This is a genomic window from Actinomadura miaoliensis (assembly GCF_039536785.1).
Classification (GTDB): domain Bacteria; phylum Actinomycetota; class Actinomycetes; order Streptosporangiales; family Streptosporangiaceae; genus Spirillospora; species Spirillospora miaoliensis.
In genome coordinates this window covers 63,432-82,580 of the sequence record NZ_BAAAZG010000040.1, presented here as the reverse complement: position 1 = coordinate 82,580, position 19,149 = coordinate 63,432, and the positions used below count along the sequence as shown (strand labels likewise).

19 protein-coding genes are annotated in these 19,149 nt (G+C 73.4%); 8 read left to right on the top strand and 11 right to left on the bottom strand.

Translation table 11 applies throughout. The annotated features are described in order from the left end of the window. The first annotated feature begins 14 nt into the window (after window positions 1-14). The gene (locus tag ABD811_RS26570) at window positions 15-2,219 is read left to right on the top strand and encodes a cytochrome P450/oxidoreductase (RefSeq protein WP_344952921.1); all 2,205 of its coding nucleotides are present in this window, start codon (window positions 15-17) and stop codon (window positions 2,217-2,219) included. Window positions 2,220-2,246: 27 nt separating this feature from the next. Here the strand turns inward: ABD811_RS26570 and ABD811_RS26565 are convergent, their stop codons facing one another. The 4 genes from ABD811_RS26565 to ABD811_RS26550 form a co-directional block, all read right to left on the bottom strand. Beyond that, window positions 2,247-2,495, bottom strand: coding sequence for a hypothetical protein (locus ABD811_RS26565; RefSeq protein ID WP_344952919.1), 249 nt, complete (start codon window positions 2,493-2,495; stop codon window positions 2,247-2,249). Between the two features lie 72 nt (window positions 2,496-2,567). Continuing rightward, window positions 2,568-3,335, bottom strand: a complete 768-nt coding sequence (locus tag ABD811_RS26560) for a sulfite exporter TauE/SafE family protein (protein WP_344952918.1) — start codon at window positions 3,333-3,335, stop codon at window positions 2,568-2,570. A gap of 85 nt (window positions 3,336-3,420) precedes the next feature. Beyond that, entirely contained in the window at window positions 3,421-4,209 is a 789-nt protein-coding gene (locus ABD811_RS26555) for an ABC transporter ATP-binding protein (RefSeq protein WP_344952916.1), read from the bottom strand. Window positions 4,210-4,445: 236 nt separating this feature from the next. Then, the gene (locus ABD811_RS26550) at window positions 4,446-4,811 is read right to left on the bottom strand and encodes a DUF1801 domain-containing protein (protein ID WP_344952914.1); all 366 of its coding nucleotides are present in this window, start codon (window positions 4,809-4,811) and stop codon (window positions 4,446-4,448) included. Between the two features lie 173 nt (window positions 4,812-4,984). On the opposite strand from ABD811_RS26550, the gene ABD811_RS26545 reads away from it, so the two are divergent. Next, complete coding sequence (locus ABD811_RS26545; RefSeq protein ID WP_344952912.1) at window positions 4,985-6,127, top strand: site-specific integrase; 1,143 nt, start codon at window positions 4,985-4,987, stop codon at window positions 6,125-6,127. Window positions 6,128-6,222: 95 nt separating this feature from the next. Beyond that, window positions 6,223-7,344: an FAD-dependent oxidoreductase gene (locus tag ABD811_RS26540; RefSeq protein WP_344952910.1), complete on the top strand. Its 1,122-nt coding sequence runs from the start codon at window positions 6,223-6,225 to the stop codon at window positions 7,342-7,344. A gap of 9 nt (window positions 7,345-7,353) precedes the next feature. On the opposite strand, the gene ABD811_RS26535 is transcribed toward ABD811_RS26540, so the two are convergent. Next, window positions 7,354-7,902 (bottom strand): CHAP domain-containing protein, encoded by a 549-nt coding sequence (locus ABD811_RS26535; RefSeq protein WP_344952908.1) that lies wholly within the window; start codon window positions 7,900-7,902, stop codon window positions 7,354-7,356. Between the two features lie 131 nt (window positions 7,903-8,033). Next, window positions 8,034-8,537 (bottom strand): hypothetical protein, encoded by a 504-nt coding sequence (locus tag ABD811_RS26530; protein WP_344952906.1) that lies wholly within the window; start codon window positions 8,535-8,537, stop codon window positions 8,034-8,036. Between the two features lie 268 nt (window positions 8,538-8,805). On the opposite strand from ABD811_RS26530, the gene ABD811_RS26525 reads away from it, so the two are divergent. After that, the gene (locus ABD811_RS26525) at window positions 8,806-9,594 is read left to right on the top strand and encodes a hypothetical protein (RefSeq protein ID WP_344952904.1); all 789 of its coding nucleotides are present in this window, start codon (window positions 8,806-8,808) and stop codon (window positions 9,592-9,594) included. An 85-nt stretch (window positions 9,595-9,679) separates the two neighbouring features. Here the strand turns inward: ABD811_RS26525 and ABD811_RS26520 are convergent, their stop codons facing one another. The 5 genes from ABD811_RS26520 to ABD811_RS26500 all read right to left on the bottom strand — a co-directional run bounded on the left by ABD811_RS26520 (window position 9,680) and on the right by ABD811_RS26500 (window position 14,521). Then, window positions 9,680-10,399 carry an RDD family protein gene (locus tag ABD811_RS26520; RefSeq protein WP_344952902.1) on the bottom strand — a complete coding sequence of 240 codons (720 nt, stop codon included), beginning with the start codon at window positions 10,397-10,399 and terminating at the stop codon, window positions 9,680-9,682. 89 nt (window positions 10,400-10,488) lie between these two features. Then, window positions 10,489-10,917 carry a DUF2752 domain-containing protein gene (locus ABD811_RS26515; protein WP_344952900.1) on the bottom strand — a complete coding sequence of 143 codons (429 nt, stop codon included), beginning with the start codon at window positions 10,915-10,917 and terminating at the stop codon, window positions 10,489-10,491. 703 nt (window positions 10,918-11,620) lie between these two features. After that, complete coding sequence (locus tag ABD811_RS26510) at window positions 11,621-12,409, bottom strand: PP2C family protein-serine/threonine phosphatase (RefSeq protein WP_344952898.1); 789 nt, start codon at window positions 12,407-12,409, stop codon at window positions 11,621-11,623. A 38-nt stretch (window positions 12,410-12,447) separates the two neighbouring features. Next, window positions 12,448-13,143 (bottom strand): response regulator, encoded by a 696-nt coding sequence (locus ABD811_RS26505; protein WP_344952896.1) that lies wholly within the window; start codon window positions 13,141-13,143, stop codon window positions 12,448-12,450. Window positions 13,144-13,303: 160 nt separating this feature from the next. Then, window positions 13,304-14,521 carry a GAF domain-containing sensor histidine kinase gene (locus ABD811_RS26500; protein ID WP_344952894.1) on the bottom strand — a complete coding sequence of 406 codons (1,218 nt, stop codon included), beginning with the start codon at window positions 14,519-14,521 and terminating at the stop codon, window positions 13,304-13,306. A gap of 132 nt (window positions 14,522-14,653) precedes the next feature. Here ABD811_RS26500 and ABD811_RS26495 point away from each other — a divergent pair, with 132 nt between their 5' ends. From ABD811_RS26495 to serB, 4 genes are all read left to right on the top strand, one after another. Continuing rightward, a complete protein-coding gene (locus tag ABD811_RS26495) occupies window positions 14,654-15,367 on the top strand; it encodes an SDR family NAD(P)-dependent oxidoreductase (protein ID WP_344952893.1) in 714 nt (237 codons plus the stop codon). Then, entirely contained in the window at window positions 15,364-16,770 is a 1,407-nt protein-coding gene (locus tag ABD811_RS26490) for an MFS transporter (RefSeq protein WP_344952891.1), read from the top strand. The genes ABD811_RS26495 and ABD811_RS26490 overlap by 4 nt, the downstream gene beginning before the upstream one ends. Further along, window positions 16,770-17,789, top strand: a complete 1,020-nt coding sequence (locus tag ABD811_RS26485) for an S-adenosylmethionine:tRNA ribosyltransferase-isomerase (protein WP_344953059.1) — start codon at window positions 16,770-16,772, stop codon at window positions 17,787-17,789. Before ABD811_RS26490 ends, ABD811_RS26485 begins: the two co-directional genes overlap by 1 nt. Window positions 17,790-17,872: 83 nt before the next feature. Beyond that, window positions 17,873-19,081, top strand: coding sequence for a phosphoserine phosphatase SerB (gene serB / locus ABD811_RS26480; protein ID WP_344952889.1), 1,209 nt, complete (start codon window positions 17,873-17,875; stop codon window positions 19,079-19,081). Window positions 19,082-19,149 lie beyond the last annotated feature (68 nt).

The window sequence follows — 19,149 nt, the reverse complement described above, 5'->3', positions numbered from 1 at the left end:
CTGGAGTCAGCGCAATGACACAGGGACATTTCGACCACCACTCGGCCGAGTGCACCGCCGATCCCGTCGCCTACTACGCGGCGTTCCGCGACCGCTGCCCGGTCGGCCGCACGCCGGCGCACGGGGGCTTCGTCTACACGACGCGGTACGCCGACGTCGTCCGCGTCGCCCGGGACGACGCGACGTTCTCGTCCACGCGCGAGGCCACGGGCGTGGACGGCGTCGCCATCGTCATCCCGAGCGGACCGGGCCTGGCGCAGTACCCGATCGAGCTGGACCCGCCCGCGTCGGCCCCGTACCGCGACCTGATCAACCCGCTGCTCACCCCCGACGCGGTGGACGGGCTCCGCCCGATGATCGCCCGGCACGTCACCCGCGTCATCGACGCGTTCGTCGAGCAGGGCTCGGCCGACTTCGTCCGCGACCTGACCAACCCGGTGCCCGCCGCCGTCACCCTGGACTGGCTCGGGTTCCCCGAGGAGGACTGGGCTAGGCTCGCCGGGCCCATCCACGACATCTTCGCCGCGCCGCCGGACAGCGAACGCGCGCAGCGCGGCGCGCGCGGCCTCGCCTACATGGAGCGGCGCATCCGCGAACTGGTGCGCGCGCGCCGCGCGGAACCCAAGGACGACGCCGTCGGCGTGCTGGCCGCCGCGCGCCGCCCGGACGACGGCGAGCCGTTCACCGAGGACGAGCTGGTCTCCGTCATCGGGCTGCTGATCGCGGGCGGCGTCGACACCACCACCTCGCTCACCGGATCGGTGCTGGTGCACCTGAGCCGCCACCCGGACCAGCGGCGGCGGCTGATCGAATCGCCCGACCTGCTGGAGACGGCGACCGAGGAGTTCCTGCGGGCGTTCGCGCCGTCCCAGTCCATGGCCCGCACCGCGCTCGCCGACGCCGAGATCGGCGGCTGCCCGGTGCGCGCCGGGGAGCGCGTGCTGATCCCGTGGGTGGCCGCCAACCACGACCCGGCCGTCTTCCCCGACCCCGAGCGGGTGCGGCTCGACCGCGACGCGTCCCGGCACCTCAGCTTCGGCATCGGCACCCACCGCTGCGCCGGCGCCCACCTGGCCCGCGCCATGTTCCGCGAGATGATCACACAGGTGCTGACCCGGCTACCGGACTTCCGCGTGCTGGAGGACGGCCTGATCGGCTACCCGACCAGCGGCAACCAGACCGGCTGGGACGCGATCCCGGCCGTGTTCACGCCCGGCGTGCGCGCCGGATCCGCGGCCGTCGCCCCGGCGCCCGCCCTCGGCACGACGTTCGACATGGTCGTGACCGCGGTCGAACGCGCCGCCGACGACGTCGTCGCGCTCACCCTCGCCCGTCCCAGCGGCGCCGAGCCGCCCGCGTGGCGTCCCGGCGCGCACCTGGAGTTCCGGCTGCCGTCCGGCCGCGTCCGGCAGTACTCGCTGTGCGGCGACCCGGCCGACCGCGCCCACTACCGCGTCGCGGTGCTGCGCGAGACCGGCGGCCGCGGCGGCTCGGAGGAGCTGCACGCGCTCGCCGCGCCCGGCGTGACGCTGCGCGTGCGCGGCCCCCGCAACCACTTCCCGCTCGTGGCCGCCGACGACTACCTGTTCCTGGCGGGCGGCATCGGCGTCACGCCGATCCTGGCCATGGTGCGGGAGGCCGTGTCCCGGAACGCGGACCTGCGCGTGGTGTACGGCGGACGGACCCGCACGTCGATGGCGTTCCGCGACGAACTCGCCGCGCTCGCGGGCGACCGGCTGCGGCTCGTCCCGCAGGACGAGCAGGGCGTCCCCGACCTGCGCGCCGTCCTGGCCGGCGTCGGGCCGGGCACCGCCGTGTACTGCTGCGGGCCGGCCGGCATGATCGCCGCCGCCGAACGCGCCTGCGCCGGCCTGGGCCTGTCCGACCGGCTGCACGTCGAGCGCTTCACCGGCGACGACGTGCCCGAGGTGCCGTTCGACCCGTCCCGCAACACCGAGTTCGAGGTGCACCTGGCGCGCACCGGCCGCACGCTGCGGGTGCCCGCCGACCGCCGGCTCATCGAGGTCGTCCGGGAGGCCGTGCCGGGCCTGTCGTACGACTGCGAGAAGGGGTACTGCGGCGCCTGCGAGACGCGCGTGCTGGGCGGCGAGCCCGAGCACCGCGACTCGCTGCTCACACCGGAGGAACGCGAAGCGGGCCGGACGATGATGATCTGCGTCGGCCGGTGCGCCTCGTCTCGCCTCGTGCTCGACCTCTGACGACGCGGCCACCTGACCGGGTTCGGATCACTGCGGGTCGCGGGGGCGGCGTCCCTCCTCGTCCAGCACCGGATGCTCGACCAGCGCCAGCACCCTGCTCGCCATGAACCGCGCCGTCCGGACCGGCCCTCCGGTCCGGGTCACCTCGCTGACCTCCACCACCCCGCGCCGGTTGCTGATCTCCACCCGGCGGCCGGCGCGGGTGGCGACGACCTCGTACGTCCGCGTCCCCTCCCCGCCGACGTCGATCACGATCTCGACCCTGTCGCCCTTCATGCGCGCCCTCCGGTTCGAACGTGTATTCGATATATACCCGGACGAAACACGCACAACCCTTGCCGGAGGCGCTCAGGCCAGCAGGTTCACGATGGCCAGGACGCCCACCGCGACGATCACCCCGCGCAGCACCGCCGGCGGGATCCGCCGCCCCAGCTTGGCGCCCAGCAGCCCGCCCAGCGACGAGCCCAGCGCGATCAGCAGCACCGCCCACCAGCTCACGTCGGTGGCCCCGACCGCCCACATCAGCACGAACAGCAGCGCCGCCGTGGCGTTGACCACCGTCGCCAGCACGTTCTTGGTGGCGTTCAGGGACTGCAGATCATCGTCCAGCGCGATGGCCAGCATCGCGATCAGGATGACGCCCTGCGCCGCGCCGAAGTAGCCGCCGTACATGCCCGCGCCCAGCACGCCCAGCCACAGCCAGGCGCCGCCGTGCGACGAATGCTCCTCACGCCGCGCCAGCGTCCACTTCTGCAACCTCGGCTGGACGATCACCAGCACGACCGCGATCCCAATCAGACCCGGTACGATGATCTTGAACGCCTCGGCGGGCAGGGTGAGCAGCAGCAGCGCGCCCGCCAGCCCGCCGACCAGCGACGCCGCCCCCAGCCGCAGCAGCCGCTCGCGCTGCCCCTTCAGCTCGTGCCGGTACCCGTAGACGCCGGACGCGTTGCCCGGCACCAGGCCGAGGTTGTTGGACACGTTCGCCACCACCGGCGGATACCCGAGCGCCACCAGGGTGGGGAACGTCAACAGGGAGCCCGACCCGACGATGGTGTTGATGCCCCCTGCGGCGACCCCCGCTGCGAAGACGGCGGCCGCGTCCAGAATGTTCACGTTCGTCCCCACCCATTTCGGCGCGTCGCTAATCGCCCCACGATGGTAGGGATCGCCGGTTCACCGTCCGTGCACGGGGGTGGCGCTAGCGCACCGTCCGCGCGTACCAGCGCCCGTCGCGCCGCTCCACGGTCAGCGGAAGGCCGAAGCAGTCCGACAGGTGCTCGGGGGTGAACACCTCGTCCACCTTGCCCTGCGCCACGGCCTCGCCCTTGCGCAGCAGCAGCGCGTGGGTGAAGCCCTCCGGGACCTCCTCCACGTGATGGGTGACCAGCACCATCGTGGGGGCGCCGGGGTCGTCGGCGAGACGCCCGAGCCGGTCGACCAGATCCTCGCGGGCGCCGAGGTCGAGCCCGGCGGCGGGCTCGTCCAGCAGCAGCAACTCGGGATCGGGCATCAGGGCGCGGGCGATCTGCACCCGCTTGCGCTCGCCCTCCGACAGCGTGCCGAACCTGCGGCGGAGCAGGTCGGCGCACCCCAGCGCCTCCAGCAGCGCCACGGCCCGCGTCACGTCGGTGGAGTCGTACTCCTCCCGCCAGCGCCCCAGGATCGCGTACGAGCCGGTCAGCACCACGTCGATGACGCTCTCGTCCGGCGGCACCTTCTCCGCCACCGCCGCGCTGGCGATGCCGATCCGCGGCCGCAGCTCGAACACGTCGGTACGGCCCAGCTCCTCGCCGAGCACCCGCACCGCACCCGTCGTCGGATACAGCAGCGCCGCGGCGACCTGCAGAAGCGTCGTCTTCCCCGCGCCGTTGGGACCGACGACCACCCACCGTTCGTCCTCGTTCACCGTCCACGACAGCTCGCGCAGCAGGTCGGCACCCTCCCGCCGGACCCCCACCGCGCGCAGGTGCAGTACCTCGTCGGTCATCGCCTGCCCGTATCCCACAACTCGCTCCGTCCGTCGGAATGAACCTATGCGATTTCCCACCACCCCGGGAGCCGCACGCCCACCGCTCCCACGCCCCGTGACGAACACCGCAACTCAGACGAATCACCCACCGCAGGCGTCCGCTCACAACGCACCCGCACGTGTGAGCGCCCGCTCAGGGGGAGGCAGGCTCCACCCTGAGCGGGCGCTGCGTCGGCTGTGGTCGTCGGCCCAGTTCAGCCGGCGGTCTCCAGGTCGCGCGCCTGTCGCAGCCAGGCAGTAAACAGCTCTTCGTCAACGTCGTCCAGGGTGCGGAGCTTGACCGCGGCCATGGTGCGGCTGCCGGGCTCCAGACGGCCGGACGGGTCGGTGACCTCCCCGCCCCGCCACAGCCCGAAGGTGACGTGCGCGGAGTAGGCCTTGACCAGGCAGACCGGGGACCGGCCGGGCTTGTCCCCCAGGCTCCACACCGGGTGACCGTGCCAGATCGCACCGGCGCCGGGCAGGACCTTCTCGATGAGCGGCAGGAGCCTGTCGGCGATCTCGCGCTGTGCCTCGGGCAGGGAGGCGACGTACTGCTCCACGGTGGCGAACTTGGCCATGGCGATGTCCTCTCGTCTTGGGTGGTGGCGTTCGGGGAGATGCGGGTCGGGGGGCGTCACAGGCCACGGCGGCAGCGGGCGGCGACCACGGAGATCCAGAGCATGGCGGTGATGGTCCCGACGAGAACCGGGGACGCTGGGACCAGCTGCTCATCCGCCGCGGATTCACCGCGATGCTGCGCGCCCGCGAAGCGGGCGGCACGCCCGGCCCGTACGTGCTGCAGGCGGCGATCGCGGTGTGCCACGCGCAGGCGCGGACGGCCGAGGACACCGACTGGGCGCAGATCGCGGCCCTGTACGAGGCGCTGGTCCGGCTGGTGCCGACCCCGGTCGTGCGGCTCAACCGGGCCGTCGCGGTCGCGATGGCGCACGGGCCGCGGGCGGGGCTGGAGCTGGTCGACGCCCTGACCCCCGACCCCGCGCTGCAGGACTACCACCTGCTCCCCAGCGTCCGGGGCGATCTGCTGCTGCGGCTGGGACGCGGTCAGGAGGCACGGCTGGAGTTCCTTCGCGCCGCGTCCCTCACCGGCAACGCCGCCGAGCGGGCCTTCCTGCGCCGCCGCGCGGAGGAGATCGCCGGCACCGGCCCGCCGGGCCCCACCCTCGGGCAGACCGTCACGCGGTTCCTTGAGCGCGATGATCTGGACGCCCAGACCCTGCGCTCCTACGCCCAGACGCTGCGGCGCCTGTGCCGGGCCCTGGGCGAGCAGACGCCGTTGCCGTCCGTCACCGCCGACCAGGTCGCCCGGGCGGTCACCACGGCGTGGGAGCAGGCGGCGGCCAAGACCTGGAACCGGCACCTGTCCGCCATCCGGTCGTTCAGCGCCTGGGCGGACCTGGACGATCTCGCCGCGGGACTCCGGCGGCGCCCCGAGACCCGTCGCGCCGTCCGGCGGGCGCTGACCTCGGCGCAGTTGGAGGCCCTGTGCGGCCGCCCGGACGTGTCGTTGCGCGAACGGACGCTGTGGCTGCTCCTGCACGAGTCGTCGGCACCCGTCCGGACCGTGCTGTCCCTGAACGTGGAGGACCTGGACCTGGAGGACCGCCGGGCCCGGGCGGACGGCCGGTGGGTGACCTGGCGCTCGCGGACGGCCCGGCTCCTGCCCGACCTGCTGGCCGGCCGCACCCGGGGCCCGGTGTTCCTCTCCGACCGCCGTCCCGCCCCGTCCCGCACACCGGCACCGGCCGACCTGTGCCCGCAGACGGGCCGTCGCCGCCTGTCCTACGAACGCGCCGAATACCTGTTCAAACAGGCCACGAAACCCCTCGACCCGCACGGCGCCGGCTACACCTTGACGGCCGTCCGCGGCGACTGACCGGGTCTCCTCCGAGGTCGCCCCGGTTGGGCCTTGTGGATCTTGGCCGCTTGCTCTACAACTCGTAGTACTACACAGCGTCGTGGAGGTTCGGGATGCGGGTGCTCATCGTGGGGGCGGGGATCGGCGGGCTGGCGGCGGCTCGGGCGCTGCTCGCCGACGGCCATGAGGTGACGGTGCTGGAAAGCGCACCCGAGCTGCGCGCGGCCGGCGGCGCCATCACCCTGTGGGGCGGCGGGCCCACCGTCCTGGCCGACCTCGGCGTCGACCTCGACGGAGTGGGCCAGCGCCTCACCGCCATCGAGGCGCGGACCGCGGCCGGTCACGTGGTGTCGGAGGTCTCGACGGATGAGCTCGGGGCGCTGGTCATCCCGCGCGGTTCGCTGGTGGTGCGGCTGGCTCGGGGCCTGCCAGACGGCACGATCCGGTTCGGCAGCCGCTTCGGCCGCTTCAAGGACGACGGCTCCGAGGTGCGGGTCTGGACGCAGGACGGCGCCGTCCACACCGGGGACCTGCTCATCGGCGCGGACGGCGTGCGTTCCCGAGTCCGCGCCGCGCTCTGGGGCGACAACGAGCCGCCGTGCACAGGCGTGGCCAGCTACCAGGGCCTGATCCCCGCCCCGGTCGACCTGGGCACACGCGGCATCATGATGGTCGGCCGGGCCGGCGACGTCGGGCTCAGCCCCGCCGGTGACGGCCTGGCGCAATGGCTGATCGACCTCCCGTGGCCACCGCCCAAGCCCCACGGCAAGCCCTTGGAGATGCTGAGGCGGCGGTACGGGGACTGGGCCTCCCCCGTCCCCGAGCTGCTCGACGCGCTGTCCGGGGTCGCCCTCAAGGCGTGGCCCCACCACCGGCTCAAGATACGGCGCAGCTGGGGGAAGGGCCGGTGCACGCTGCTGGGCGACGCGGCACACGGAATGCCCCCGATCCTCGCACTGGGCGCGAACCAGGTGCTGGAGGACGTCTGGGTGCTGTCGCGCTCCCTGACCGCCGCCGCCCCGGAGACGGCACTGCGGACCTACGAACGCGACCGCCGCAGGCGGGCCGCGCGGGCCTCGCTGTTCGCCACCCAGGCCGTGGCCTTCACCGGCCCCCGGACCTTGTTCCAGAGCGAACGATCAATGCGCATGGCCCCGGCGTCGTCCCGGCTGTCGACCCGCGCCGTCACCGCCCTCCACCGCAGCGTCAGCAACCGGCTGCAAGTACAGGGATGACGCAGAACCCTAGAAGGGGAAGTGGATGTAGTTGTCCGGGTCGTTGCGACTGATCGTGCGCTTGCTGTAGGCCTCGCGCTTGCTCTTGTTGTACTCCTCGACCACGATCTTCGAGCCGTCGACCCTGGCCACATAGGCCACGTGGCCGAACCTGCCGTCGTTCCACACGGCGATATCGCCGACCTTCGGCGTGCGATCCACCTTCAGCTTGACCTTTTTGGCGGCGTCGTCCCAGGTCTTGGCGTCTCCCCAGTTGACCCCCTTGTAGTTGTTGTGGAACTTCAGCTTGAGCCGGTCGTTGATCCGCCATGCGGCGAAGGAGGTGCACTGACCGGCCCAGAAATTGTAGGGATCGACCTTACCGATGCGCTTCTTGTACGGGTAGTCGTCCGCGATCTTACGGTTACAGGGTTTCGTGCAGGCGGCGCTCTGCTCCACGGAAGTGCCGGCGGCCTGCACGGATTCGCGGGAAACCGGCGAGGGAGCGGCGGACGCGGCGACCGGAGGAAGGCCGGCGGTCGCCGCGACGGCGACGGCCGCGACGATCATCAAACGCATGGTGCTCTCCTGGAAAATCGGGGGGTGTATGGGACACCGCCTTCCGGGGCCCGTCAAGTGATCACGCTAGCCGCCGCCGAAGAGTCGCCAAGCAGCGGGGTGCTCGGCGTGCCGGGGGCGCGGCCGTGAATTCATGGGCGGTTTCCGGTGGCCGCCTTGTTGCCGGCGCGGCGGGCGAACCACGGCACGATCACGGCGACCACCGGCGCCACGCACAGCATGACTTTGAAGCCGCCCGTGTAGCCGTTCACAAAGCCGTCCACCCCGAAGACCGACAAGGCCAGCAACGCGCCCACGGCTACGCCGAAGGAAGGCCACCAGTGCCAACTCGCCATGGCCCGCATGACGAACAGCACCGACCCGAAGGACGCCAGCAGGAAGAACCCGCCCATGGCCGCGAGAAAATCAGCCGTCGCCTCGGCAGGCACCCCGCACACGGTATTCCCGCGCGAGTCCACGCGGTAGTCGCATCCCGAGTCGATACCCCCGACCAGCCCCCAGACCCCCAGGAACATGCCACCCGTCAAGGCGATCGCGAAGACGCACTCGGCGAGGAAGACCAGCCGTTTTCTGCTCGGCGACGCCTCCCGTGCGGACATCCGGGCGTTGTCACCGTTGGCGGGCGACCGCGGCATGGCCCCTCCTCGTCCGGAACGTGGGCGCGGGTGAAGCCGCCGGCAGGCGATGGCTCGGCGTACGCCCGCGATCTCATGGTCCTGGGACGTACCACCGTCCATGCTCGTTCCGCCGCCGGGCGCGCGAGGCTCTGAGCATCCGCGCGAGCGCGCTGGGTCAGCGCGCCGCCCCGTCGCCCTGAGCCCGCCCGGGTGGCCGGATCGAGAACCTAGGCGAATTCGAGCACTTATGGTGGTCTGCATGTATGCAGGGGCTCGGCGGGGCGCGATGAACGGGCTTGGAGGCGTGGCGACCGCGCTGGTCGCCTGGGGCAACGCGTGGCTGACCGGGCACGTCGGCCTGGACGAGGCGGTCGACGCGGTGGAGAAGACGGCCGGGCCGCAGATCGTCGGCGGCGGCGTGCCGGGCACCGGCGGCGCCGAGCGGGATCTGCCCCTGCGGGCCGGGCTGGGCGAACTGCGCGTCGCGGGCCTGGCGGCGCTGCGGGTCGCGCTGCCCGCGCCGGGCGACCCGCTGGGGCTGACCGGCCCGCCCGACTTCAACCGGGCGGCGCTGGACGCCCGGGCCGCCGTCATCGCCGTGCTGCCGGACCGCGCGGTGGGCCTGATCCCGGCCGAGGACCGGCGCGGCTCGTCCTACGTCGGGGTGCGGTGGCAGGCGCGGGACGCGGCGACCGGCACTCCCGACGTCCCGTCGCTGGCCGAGGCCGACCGGCAGTTGCTGCTGGCGATGCGGGACGCGACCGAGGTGCTGCTGACGGTGGACGACGCCGCGTCCGGCACCGTCCCGCCCGAGATCGCCGACGCGCTGGCCGACCTGCGCGAGCCGGGTCCGGACGACCATCCGCTGGCCCCGGGCTACCCGCAGCGCGCGCACCGGGTGGCGGCGCTGGCCGGGCGGCTGTCGCTGGTGGTCGACCTGGCGCGGCGCCTGGACGACCGCGGGCTGACCGCCGAGCAGATGCGGCGGCGCGGCGAGGCGCTGCGCATGCTCGACCGGGCGGTCCGCCGCGCCATGGTGGCCGCCTGCAACAGCTCCTTCGACCCCGTCCCCTGAACGGGCCCGTGACCGGCCCTGAACGGCCCTGAACAGGCGAACGGGGCACCCGCGGTGGCGGATGCCCCGTCGTGGAGGGAAGGCGTCAGCTGCGCACGACGTAGGTGCTGCAGATCTTGTCGCCGAAGGTCTGGCGCTTCTCGTCCCACAGCGGCCACAGGAAGCCCAGGTAGCAGACCCAGCCGTCGATGGTGCCGTGGCACAGCTGCCGCAGGAACGCCCAGCCGAAGCCGACCGGCTGGCCCGTCTGCGCGCTGACCAGCTTGATGCCCATCTGGCGCTTGCCGATGGTCTGGCCGGTGGTGCCCTCCTGGTAGCACAGCCACATGGCGGCCGCGAACGCCGCCACGTACCCGAGCAGGATGAGCAGGAAGCCGAGGACCGCGGCGGCGTCCCCGGCGGCGCCGAGGATCGCGCCCAGCAGGTACAGCACACCCAGCGGCACACCGATGATCAGCGCGTCGATCAGCCGGGCGGCGAACCGGGAGCCCCAGGTGGCGAGCTGGCCGCTGGAGCCGTAGTAGTGGTGGTGCACCTCCTGGTAGCCGGGCTGGCCGGCGGCCGGAGGCTGCCCGTACCCGGCGGGCTGCGCGGCGGGCTGGCCGTAACCCGGCTGCGCGGCCGGCTGGCCGTAACCCGGCTGGGCCGGGGGCTGCTGTCCGTAGCCGGGCTGGGCGGGGGGCTGCTGCCCGTAGCCGGGCTGCGCGGGCGGCTGGCCGTACCCGGGCTGGGCCGGGGGCTGACCGTAGCCTGGCTGCTGACCGTAGCCCGGCTGCTGACCGTACGGGTCGTAGGGGTTACCCACACTTGCTCCTTATTGATTGACCCTGTGGTTATGTGACGCCCGCCGGACTCGGAGGGCTCCGCAAGTCTGGCGACGTTCCTGACGGCGACTCAGACCCGCAGGAGACCGAACCGGGCGAGTTGCCACAGCTCCGACCCCACGAGGGCGATCCCGAGCACCCAGGTGCGAGTGCTCGGCGCGAGCGCCCACCACCGGCGCCCGAGTCCCAGCGGCGCGAGGGCGAGTCCGGCCGCGCCCGTGAGCGCCACCGGGTTCGCCAGCAGCGCCGCGACCGGGCGGCCCGAACCCAGCTCGATGAACACGGTCGTGCCACCGCACAGGGGACAGGGGATTCCGGTGAGCGCCCGGAGGGGGCAGAGCACGCCGGGATCGTTGACACGGTGGATCCACGCCACGCCGACGGCCGCGACGGCCATCGCCGAGACGCGCAGCACCACCCCGCGTGGGCCGTACCGCGCCGCGGCGAGAATCCGGCCGACCAGGCCACCGAGCGCACCTCGCTGTGCACCGGCAGCCATCGCCTCGGACTCTCCCCCCAACGAATCCTCCGCCTCGATGACTGGTCCGGTGACCCGTATACAGGGAACACCCCGAGGCCGGTCAAGACGCGACAACGATCCGCAGCCGGACCGTTACCTCAATCGTGACCGATGCCGCCCCGGGTGAAAGGGTAGGACAAACCAGTCACCACACGCCCCAACTTTCCCCTGAAGCTCGTTCGGTTCTGGTATGCGGACGCCACACCCGAACGCCTCCGGACCGCGTCGCGGGCCCTGACGACCGGCGCGCGAAGAGAGCAACCTCACACAGGCGGAGGCGGTGGGACAGCGGCTAATCCCGCAGGTCACTGCACCAATCACATGAACACGGCGCCCCGCGCGAACAGAACGCCGGGTGAACGAGAGGCGTCGCCGAACCCGACCGGCACGGCGCCTCCAACGGCCCTCCGTGGGCGCGTGCCTGCGAGACGGAACGTCCAAAAAAGAATTCCCAAGGCCGGCAGGCGCAAGGCATACGGGCGCTCAACGCGACGCGCGTGGGCGAGGAACGCCAGCGGGCACGGCGCGTCGACGGACGCAGCACGCCCGGGCAGGCGGTGGGCCTGGGGGCGCCCACCGGAACGGCAGGACGGAACGCGGGGTGTTCGGACGGCCGCCCGGCAGGGTGGTCGGGCAGCCGCGCATGGACGGCCGCGGGTGCGGCCCTCGGTCGACGGCCGGGTCAGGCGTGGGCGGCCGCGCCGACGGTGAGGGGCCCGTGCTGCTCCTCGGTGACGTGGTCGATCTCGACGACGTCGGCGATCACGGCGGTGATGTTGTCCGGGCCGCCGCCCTCGCGGGCCAGCCGGACCAGCGCCTCGATGGCCCGGCCGGGCTCGGGCTCGGCCGTCAGCACCTCGTAGATCGTCTGCGGGTCGACCACGTTGCTCAGCCCGTCCGAGCACAGCAGGTAGCGGTCGCCCAGCCGGGACTCGCGCAGCTGCAGGTCGGGCTCGCGGTCCTCCCGGCCGTCCAGCACCCGGTACAGCACGTGCGCCAGCCGGGACGACTCGGCCTGGTCGGGGGAGCCGCCCTGTTGCTCGGCCTCGGCCTTGAGCAGCTCCTCCATGGTGTGGTCCTTGGTGATCTGGAACAGCTCGCCGTCGCGCAGCAGGTAGCCGCGCGAGTCGCCGATGTGGGCCAGCGCCACCGTCTGCCCCTGCCAGAGCATGGCGGTCAGCGTGGTGCCCATCCGGCTGAGGTCGGGCCGCTCCTCGCGCACGATCCGCAGCTTCTCGTTGGCCTCGGCGACCGCCCGGCCCAGCGCCTCGACAAGATCGTCAATATGGGCGTCGGTGTCCAGCGAGCGCAGCGAGCCGATGACGGTGGAGCTGGCCACCTCGCCGCCGGCATAGCCGCCCATGCCGTCGGCGACCGCGATCAACCGCGCGCCGGCGTACCCGGAGTCCTCGTTGTTCTCCCGGCTGCACCCGATGTCGCTGCCTGCTGCGTACTTGATAATTGCGTCCATACTGATATTTCGATGACGATCCTGTCAGAGGAGTTGTATCAGCCGCCGGCCTCTTCCCCGGCCGCACCGGGGGAGTCGATGCCGTGCCGGACGGCGTAGAGCGCCGCCTGCGTCCGATCCTGCACTCCCAGTTTCATGAGCAGATTACTGACGTGCGTCTTGACCGTCTTCTCGGAGACCATGAGCGCGCGGGCGATCTCCCGGTTGGACCTGCCCCGCGCGATCTGCACCAGCACCTCCCGTTCCCGTTCGGTCAGCGCGGCGCGGCCGCGCTCTGCGTCCGCGGCGGGCCCGGCGTGCGGCGCCGGCCCCGGCCGCGATGTCCGGCCCGCGAGCACCGCCTCGGCGGCGTCGGGCGCGAACAGGACGTGCCCGTCGTGCACCGCTCTGATCGCCTGGACGAGCGCCCGCGGATCGACATCCTTGTAGAGATACCCAGCCGCCCCCGCCTGTACAGCCGGGAGGACGTGTTCGCGTTCGGTGACGCTCGTCAGCACCAGCACCCGGGCCGTCACCCCACGGGCGCGCAGCTCGGTCAGCGCCGCCAGTCCGCCGGCACCGGGCATCTTCAGGTCCAGCAGCACGATATCGGGCCGCAGCGTCTCGGCCAGCCGCACCGCCGCCGCGCCGTCCCCGGCCTCCCCGACGACCTCGATGTCGTCCTGGACGCCCAGGAAGGTGCGCAGCCCCTGCCGAACCACCGGGTGGTCGTCGGCGATCAGCACCCTGATCACGGCGCCCCCCGCTCACCGCGCCCCGGCTCGTCGCGCCCCGCGCATGGCACGCTCCCAGTGTCGCTCGTCACGTCCGTCGTCACAGTCGTTCTATCCCGCCCGGCGGGCCGCACGCTCGGCTTCGGGCGAACGGCCGCGCGGATGGTGTCCGCCGACGTTCTCACAGCGGCACCTCCAGGCGCACGACCGTGCCCGTCCCGGGCGCGGCGTCGATGGTGAGCGTGCCGCCGATCGAGCACGCCCGGTCGCGCATGGAGGCCAGGCCGAGCCCGCCGTGCGGCTCGCCGCCGCCGCTCTTGGCGGACGCGCCGGGGTCGAAGCCGGTGCCGTCGTCGGCGACCTCCAGCACGACGCCGCCGTCCAGCGCGCCGAGCCGGACCCGGACGGTGCGGGCGGAGGCGTGGCGCAGCGCGTTGTGGAGGGCCTCCTGCGCGATGCGGAACACGACGGCCTCGTGCTCCTCGGGCAGCACGACGGCGCCGTCCACGGTGAGACGGACGTCGGTGTCGTAGGCGCGGTCGAGGACCTCCACGTGCTTGCGCAGCGAGGCGGCCAGGCCGTCGGCCAGGTCGGCGGGCCGCAGCTCGAAGATCACCGCGCGCAGCTCGGCGAGCGCGTCGGCGGCCAGCCGCTCCACCTCGGCCAGCTCGCGGACGGTGCGGGCCGGGTCGCGTTCGGCCAGCGCGGCGGCGGCCTGCGCGGTCAGCCGCAGCGAGAACAGCTTCTGGGCGACCGCGTCGTGCAGTTCCCGGGCCAGCCGGTTGCGTTCGGCGACGACGGTCAGCTCCCGGTTGTGCTCGTACAGCCGCGCGTTGGCCATGGCGATGGCGGCGTGCGCGGCGAACAGGGTGAGCAGGTCCTCGTCGGCCCGGGTGAACCCGCCGGGGCGGCGCCTGTTGGCCAGGAACAGGATGCCGAGCACGTCGTCGCCGTCGCGGATGGGGACGCCGAGGAAGTCCTTGAGCACCGGGTGGGCGGCGGGCCAGCCCTCGAACTCCGGCTCGCGGCGGATGTCGGCGAGCCGCTTGGGCTCGTTGTCGCGCAGCATCGCGGCGAGCATGCCGTGCTGGCGGGGCAGCGGGCCGATCTTCTCCCACCGACCGTCGGACACGCCCTCGACGACGAACTCGGCGAAGGAGCCCCGGTCGTCGGGCACGCCCAGGGCGGCGTAGCGGGCGTCCAGCAGCTGCGCCGCGGCCCGCACGATCACCTGCAGCACCTCGTGCACGGACAGGTGCCGGGTGACGGCGAGCACGGCGGAGCTGACCGCGTGCAGGGTCGCGCCCGGGTCCCCGCAGTCCCGCTGCCCGCCGTCCATCCGCCGTCCGCTCCGCTTCCCGTCCGACGCCCGTCCGTCCGCGGCCGTGTCGCCGCCCACGTGAAGACCGTACTCTCTGACCTGACGGTCCCGAATCAGCCTGTGCGCCCAATGACCTAGGACCATGTGCGCAGGCCGTACCGGACCCGGCGGCCGATGTGCCGGGCGCCGCCGCGTCCCTACCGTCGGGGCATGACGCGCGAGACGGCACTCATCACCGGGGCCTCCCGGGGGCTCGGCCGGGCGCTGGCCGGCGAGCTCGCCCGGGACGGCTGGAACCTGATCATCGACGCCCGCGGCGGCGCCGCCCTCGCCGCCGCGGCCACGGAGCTGTCCGGGCTCGGCGCCGGGACGGTCGCCGCGATCGCCGGCGACGTCGGCGACGCCGCGCACCGGGCCGCGCTGGCCCGCGCCGCCGCCGCGGCGGGCGGGCTCGACCTGCTGGTCAACAACGCGAGCGTGCTGGGCACCGTGCCGCTGCCGCGGCTGGCCGACCAGCCGCTGGACGACCTGGCCGAGGCGTTCCGGATCAACACGCTGGCGCCGCTGGCCCTGATCCAGGCCGTGCTGCCGGCGCTGCGCGAACGGCGCGGCGCGGTGCTGAACGTCACCTCGGACGCGGCCGTCGAGGGATACCCGACGTGGGGCGGCTACGGCAGCACCAAGGCCGCGCTGGAGCAGTTGTCGAACGTGCTGGCCGCCGAGGAGCCCGGCATCGCGGTGTGGTGGGTGGACCCCGGCGAGATGCGCACCGACATGCTGCGCGACGCGGGCGAGGACGTCTCGTCCGCCACCCCGCCGGAGGATGTGGCGGCGGCCCTGCGCCGCCTGGTCGGGGACCGTCCCGGGAGCGGCCGCCTCCGCGCAGCCGACCTGATGCCCGCGGTGGACGGACGCACGCGATGACCACGACCGTCGATTCCGGCGGCGCCACCACGCCCGACGTCGCGTCGGCCCCCGCGGCCGGGCGGCCCGAGCGGCTGCTGGGCGGCCGGTACCGGACGCCGACGCTCGGCATCGTCCTCGTCGTCACGCTGATGGCGTTCGAGCAGATGGCGGTCGGGACGGTCATGCCCGTGACGGCGCGGGAGCTGGACGGCCTGTCGCTGTACGCGTGGGCGTTCAGCGGCACGTTGATCGCCAGTGTGTTCGCGATCGTGCTGGCGGGCGGGTGGTCCGACCGTTCCGGCCCGGTGCGTCCGCTCATGGTGGGGCTGGTGACGTTCGTGACCGGGCTCGCCGTCGCCGGGTCCGCCACGGCGATGTGGGTGTTCGTCCTCGGACGCGCCGTCCAGGGGTTCGGCAGCGGCCTGGCGATGGTCCCGCTGTACGTGCTGATCGCCCGCGTGTACCCCGAGTCGCTGCGGCCCCGGGTGTTCGCGGCGCTGTCGGCCGCCTGGGTGCTGCCGTCCCTGCTGGGCCCGGCGCTGGGCGGGGCGGTCGCCGAGCACGCGGGGTGGCGCTGGGTGTTCCTCGGCATGATCCCGCTGGTCGTCCCGCCCGTGATCATGCTGGTGCCCGCGCTGCGCGACGTGCGCCCGTCCCCCGGTACGGCGCCGTCCAACCGCAACGCCGCACGGGTGATGGCCGCGGTCATGGTCGCGACGGGCACCGCCGCGCTGCTGTACGCGCTGGACCACCCGCGCTGGAGCCTGCTCCCCGTGGGCGCGCTGGCCGTGGCCGGGCTCGGGTACGGGCTGGTCCGGCTGCTGCCCTCCGGGACGCTGCGGATGCGGCGCGGGCTGCCCAGCGTCGTGCTGGCGCGGGGCCTGCTGTCCGGCGCGTTCTTCGGCACCGACGTGTTCATCCCGCTGGCCCTGACGTCGCTGCACGGGTTCACGCCCACGCAGGCGGGCGTGGTGCTGACGGTCGCCGCGCTGGGCTGGTCGGCGGCCTCGCAGTACCAGGGCCGCTCGAACCGGCCCCGGACGTTCTTCGTGCTGCTCGGCGCCGGGTTCGTCACCGCCGGGATCGTCGCGGTGACGGTCACCGCGCAGCTTCCGGGCTGGTGGACGGCGCCCGCCTGGATCCTCGGCGGGATCGGCATGGGCCTGTCCGTCGGCAGCCTCAGCGTGCTGCTGCTGGAGCTGTCGCCCGAGGAGGAGCAGGGCGTCAACTCCTCGTCGCTGCAGATCGCCGACACGCTCGGCTCGTCCCTGGTGGTCGGCCTGGCAGGGGCGCTGGTGACCGGGTTCGGCGCCGACCGGCTCCGGCCGGGGCTGGCGGTGGCCGGGGCGCTGGTCGCCGCGATCGCCGCGCTGGGCGTGCTCGCCGCGCTCCGTCTCACACCCCCGAAGGAGGCCGGGTGATGTCGGTCCTGGACTTCACGCTTCCGGCGGCGCTGGAGGCGCACGAACCGCCCGAGGCCCGCGGCCGGGCCCGCGACGGCGTGCGGCTGCTGGTGGGCCGCCGCTCCACCGGAGAGATCGGCCACCACCGGTTCCGCGAGCTGCCCGGCCTGCTCGGCCCCGGCGACCTGCTCGTGGTCAACACCTCGGCGACGCTGCCCGCCGCCGTGCGGCTGGACAAGCTCGCCGTGCACTTCTCCACACCGCTGCCGGGCGACGATCATCTGTGGCTCGTCGAGCTGCGGCGGCGTTCGGGGAAGGCGAGCGTCCCGTACGGCGGCGGCGGCCCGGGCGAATGGATCCCGATGCCGGGCGGCGCCACGCTGACGCTCGTCCGGCGGCACACCGGCCGGCTGTGGGCGGCCCGGCTGAGCACCGACGTCGTCCCGTACCTGCGCCGGCAGGGGATGCCCATCCGGTACGGCTACGTGCGCCGCGACTGGCCCACCGCCGCGTACCAGACCGTGTTCGCCCACGACCGCGACGACGGAGGCGCGGAGATGCCGAGCGCGGCCCGCCCGTTCACCGCGGAACTGGTGACCGCGCTCGTCTCCCGTGGGGTGCTCCTGGCGCCGCTCACCCTCCACACGGGGGTGGCCTCACCGGAGGCACACGAACCCCCGTACGCCGAACGCTACGAGGTGCCCGAGGCGACCGCCGCCCTGGTCGAGCACGTACGCGCCCGGGGCGGACGTGTCATCGCCGTCGGGACGACCGTCGTGCGCGCCCTGGAGACGGCCGTGGACGCCCATGGCCGGGTCCGGCCTTCCCGAGGCTGGACCGAGCACGTCGTGACCCCGGAGGGCGGCGTACGGGCCGTGGACGGGCTCCTCACCGGCCTCCACGAACCCAGGTCGTCCCACCTGATGATGCTCACCGCGATCGCCGGACCCGGCCTCCTGGCCGCCGCCTACCGGGCCGCTCTCGACAACGGCTATCTGTGGCACGAGTTCGGGGACGTGCACCTCATCCTCCCCTGAGACACCGGCGGCCCCGGAAGGGTGTCCGCATGGCGGACCTCCCGCGCGGCGGCCGGGCCGCGGCCGGTACCGTTGTGAACAGCATGGACGGGACAGCAGAGCGCACCCTGCTCATCACACTCACCGGCCGCGACCGCCCCGGGGTGACATCCCGGCTGTTCAGCACACTCGCCGAATTCCCGCTGACGGTCTCCGACGTGGAGCAGGTCGTCATCCGCGGGCGCCTGGTGCTGGGCGTGCTGGTCTCCTACTCCGACGGGGTCGACATCGGCCGCGTGTGGACGGCCGCCGAACGCATCGCCACCGACCTCGACATGGAGATCGAACTGTCCACCGGACGGTTCCGCACCATGCCGCGGCGCCGTGGCCGGCTGCACGTGACCGTCCTGGGCGCCCCGCTGCGCCCGGCGGCCATGGCGGGCATCGCGGGGCGCATCGCCGCGTCCGGCGCCAACATCGACCGCATCGAACGCCTCGCCAACACCCCGGTGACCTGCATCGAGATGGACGTCTCCGGCGCCGACCCGGAGGCGCTGCGCGCGGCGCTCGCGGTGGAGGCGGCCGAGCAGCAGGTCGACGTGGCCGTCCAGCACGGCGGGCTGCACCGGCGGGCCAAGCGGCTGATCGTGATGGACGTCGACTCCACCCTGATCCAGGGCGAGGTCATCGAGCTGCTGGCCGCGCACGCGGGCTGCCTGGCGGAGGTGGCCAAGGTCACCGAGGCGGCCATGCGCGGCGAACTGGACTTCGAGGGGTCGCTGCGCGAACGCGTCGCCCTGCTGGCCGGGCTGGACGCCGCCGCCATCGACGAGGTGCGCCGCGAGGTGAAGCTGGCCGCCGGCGCCCGCACGATGGTGCGCACCCTCAAGCGGCTGGACTACAAGTTCGCCATCGTCAGCGGCGGGTTCACCCAGGTCACCGACGCGCTCGCCGCCGACCTCGGCATCGACTACGCGGCCGCCAACGTCCTGGAGATCGAGAACGGCAAGCTCACCGGCCGGGTGGTCGGGCCGGTGATCGACCGGGCCGGCAAGGCCGCGGCGCTGGAGCGGTTCGCCCGCGAGGCGGGCATCCCGATCAGCCAGACCGTCGCGATCGGCGACGGCGCCAACGACCTGGACATGCTGCAGGCCGCCGGGCTCGGCATCGCCTACAACGCCAAGCCGGTCGTGCGGCAGGCCGCCGACACCGCCGTCAACGTCCCCTACCTGGACACGATCCTGTTCCTGCTCGGCATCTCCCGCGAGGAGGTCGAAGCCGCCGACGCGGCGGACGCGACGACCGCGCTCTGAACCCGCCCCCCCTGGACGTCTTCTACGACACCGTACGATCATCAGTGTCCCGTTTGGGGTACATGCTG

Bases quoted from the DNA above. Each gene is read 5' to 3' on its own strand.
- ABD811_RS26495 (WP_344952893.1), top strand. From the start codon at position 14,654: ATGACGCGCGAGACGGCACTCATCACCGGGGCCTCCCGGGGGCTCGGC.
- ABD811_RS26570 (WP_344952921.1), top strand. From the start codon at position 15: ATGACACAGGGACATTTCGACCACCACTCGGCCGAGTGCACCGCCGAT.
- ABD811_RS26525 (WP_344952904.1), top strand. From the start codon at position 8,806: ATGAACGGGCTTGGAGGCGTGGCGACCGCGCTGGTCGCCTGGGGCAAC.
- ABD811_RS26550 (WP_344952914.1), bottom strand. From the start codon at position 4,811: ATGGCCAAGTTCGCCACCGTGGAGCAGTACGTCGCCTCCCTGCCCGAG.
- ABD811_RS26515 (WP_344952900.1), bottom strand. From the start codon at position 10,917: ATGGCTGCCGGTGCACAGCGAGGTGCGCTCGGTGGCCTGGTCGGCCGG.
- ABD811_RS26540 (WP_344952910.1), top strand. From the start codon at position 6,223: ATGCGGGTGCTCATCGTGGGGGCGGGGATCGGCGGGCTGGCGGCGGCT.
- ABD811_RS26565 (WP_344952919.1), bottom strand. From the start codon at position 2,495: ATGAAGGGCGACAGGGTCGAGATCGTGATCGACGTCGGCGGGGAGGGG.
- ABD811_RS26485 (WP_344953059.1), top strand. From the start codon at position 16,770: ATGTCGGTCCTGGACTTCACGCTTCCGGCGGCGCTGGAGGCGCACGAA.
- ABD811_RS26555 (WP_344952916.1), bottom strand. From the start codon at position 4,209: ATGACCGACGAGGTACTGCACCTGCGCGCGGTGGGGGTCCGGCGGGAG.
- ABD811_RS26510 (WP_344952898.1), bottom strand. From the start codon at position 12,409: ATGGACGCAATTATCAAGTACGCAGCAGGCAGCGACATCGGGTGCAGC.
- ABD811_RS26490 (WP_344952891.1), top strand. From the start codon at position 15,364: ATGACCACGACCGTCGATTCCGGCGGCGCCACCACGCCCGACGTCGCG.
- ABD811_RS26535 (WP_344952908.1), bottom strand. From the start codon at position 7,902: ATGCGTTTGATGATCGTCGCGGCCGTCGCCGTCGCGGCGACCGCCGGC.
- ABD811_RS26545 (WP_344952912.1), top strand. From the start codon at position 4,985: ATGCTGCGCGCCCGCGAAGCGGGCGGCACGCCCGGCCCGTACGTGCTG.
- ABD811_RS26530 (WP_344952906.1), bottom strand. From the start codon at position 8,537: ATGCCGCGGTCGCCCGCCAACGGTGACAACGCCCGGATGTCCGCACGG.
- serB (WP_344952889.1), top strand. From the start codon at position 17,873: ATGGACGGGACAGCAGAGCGCACCCTGCTCATCACACTCACCGGCCGC.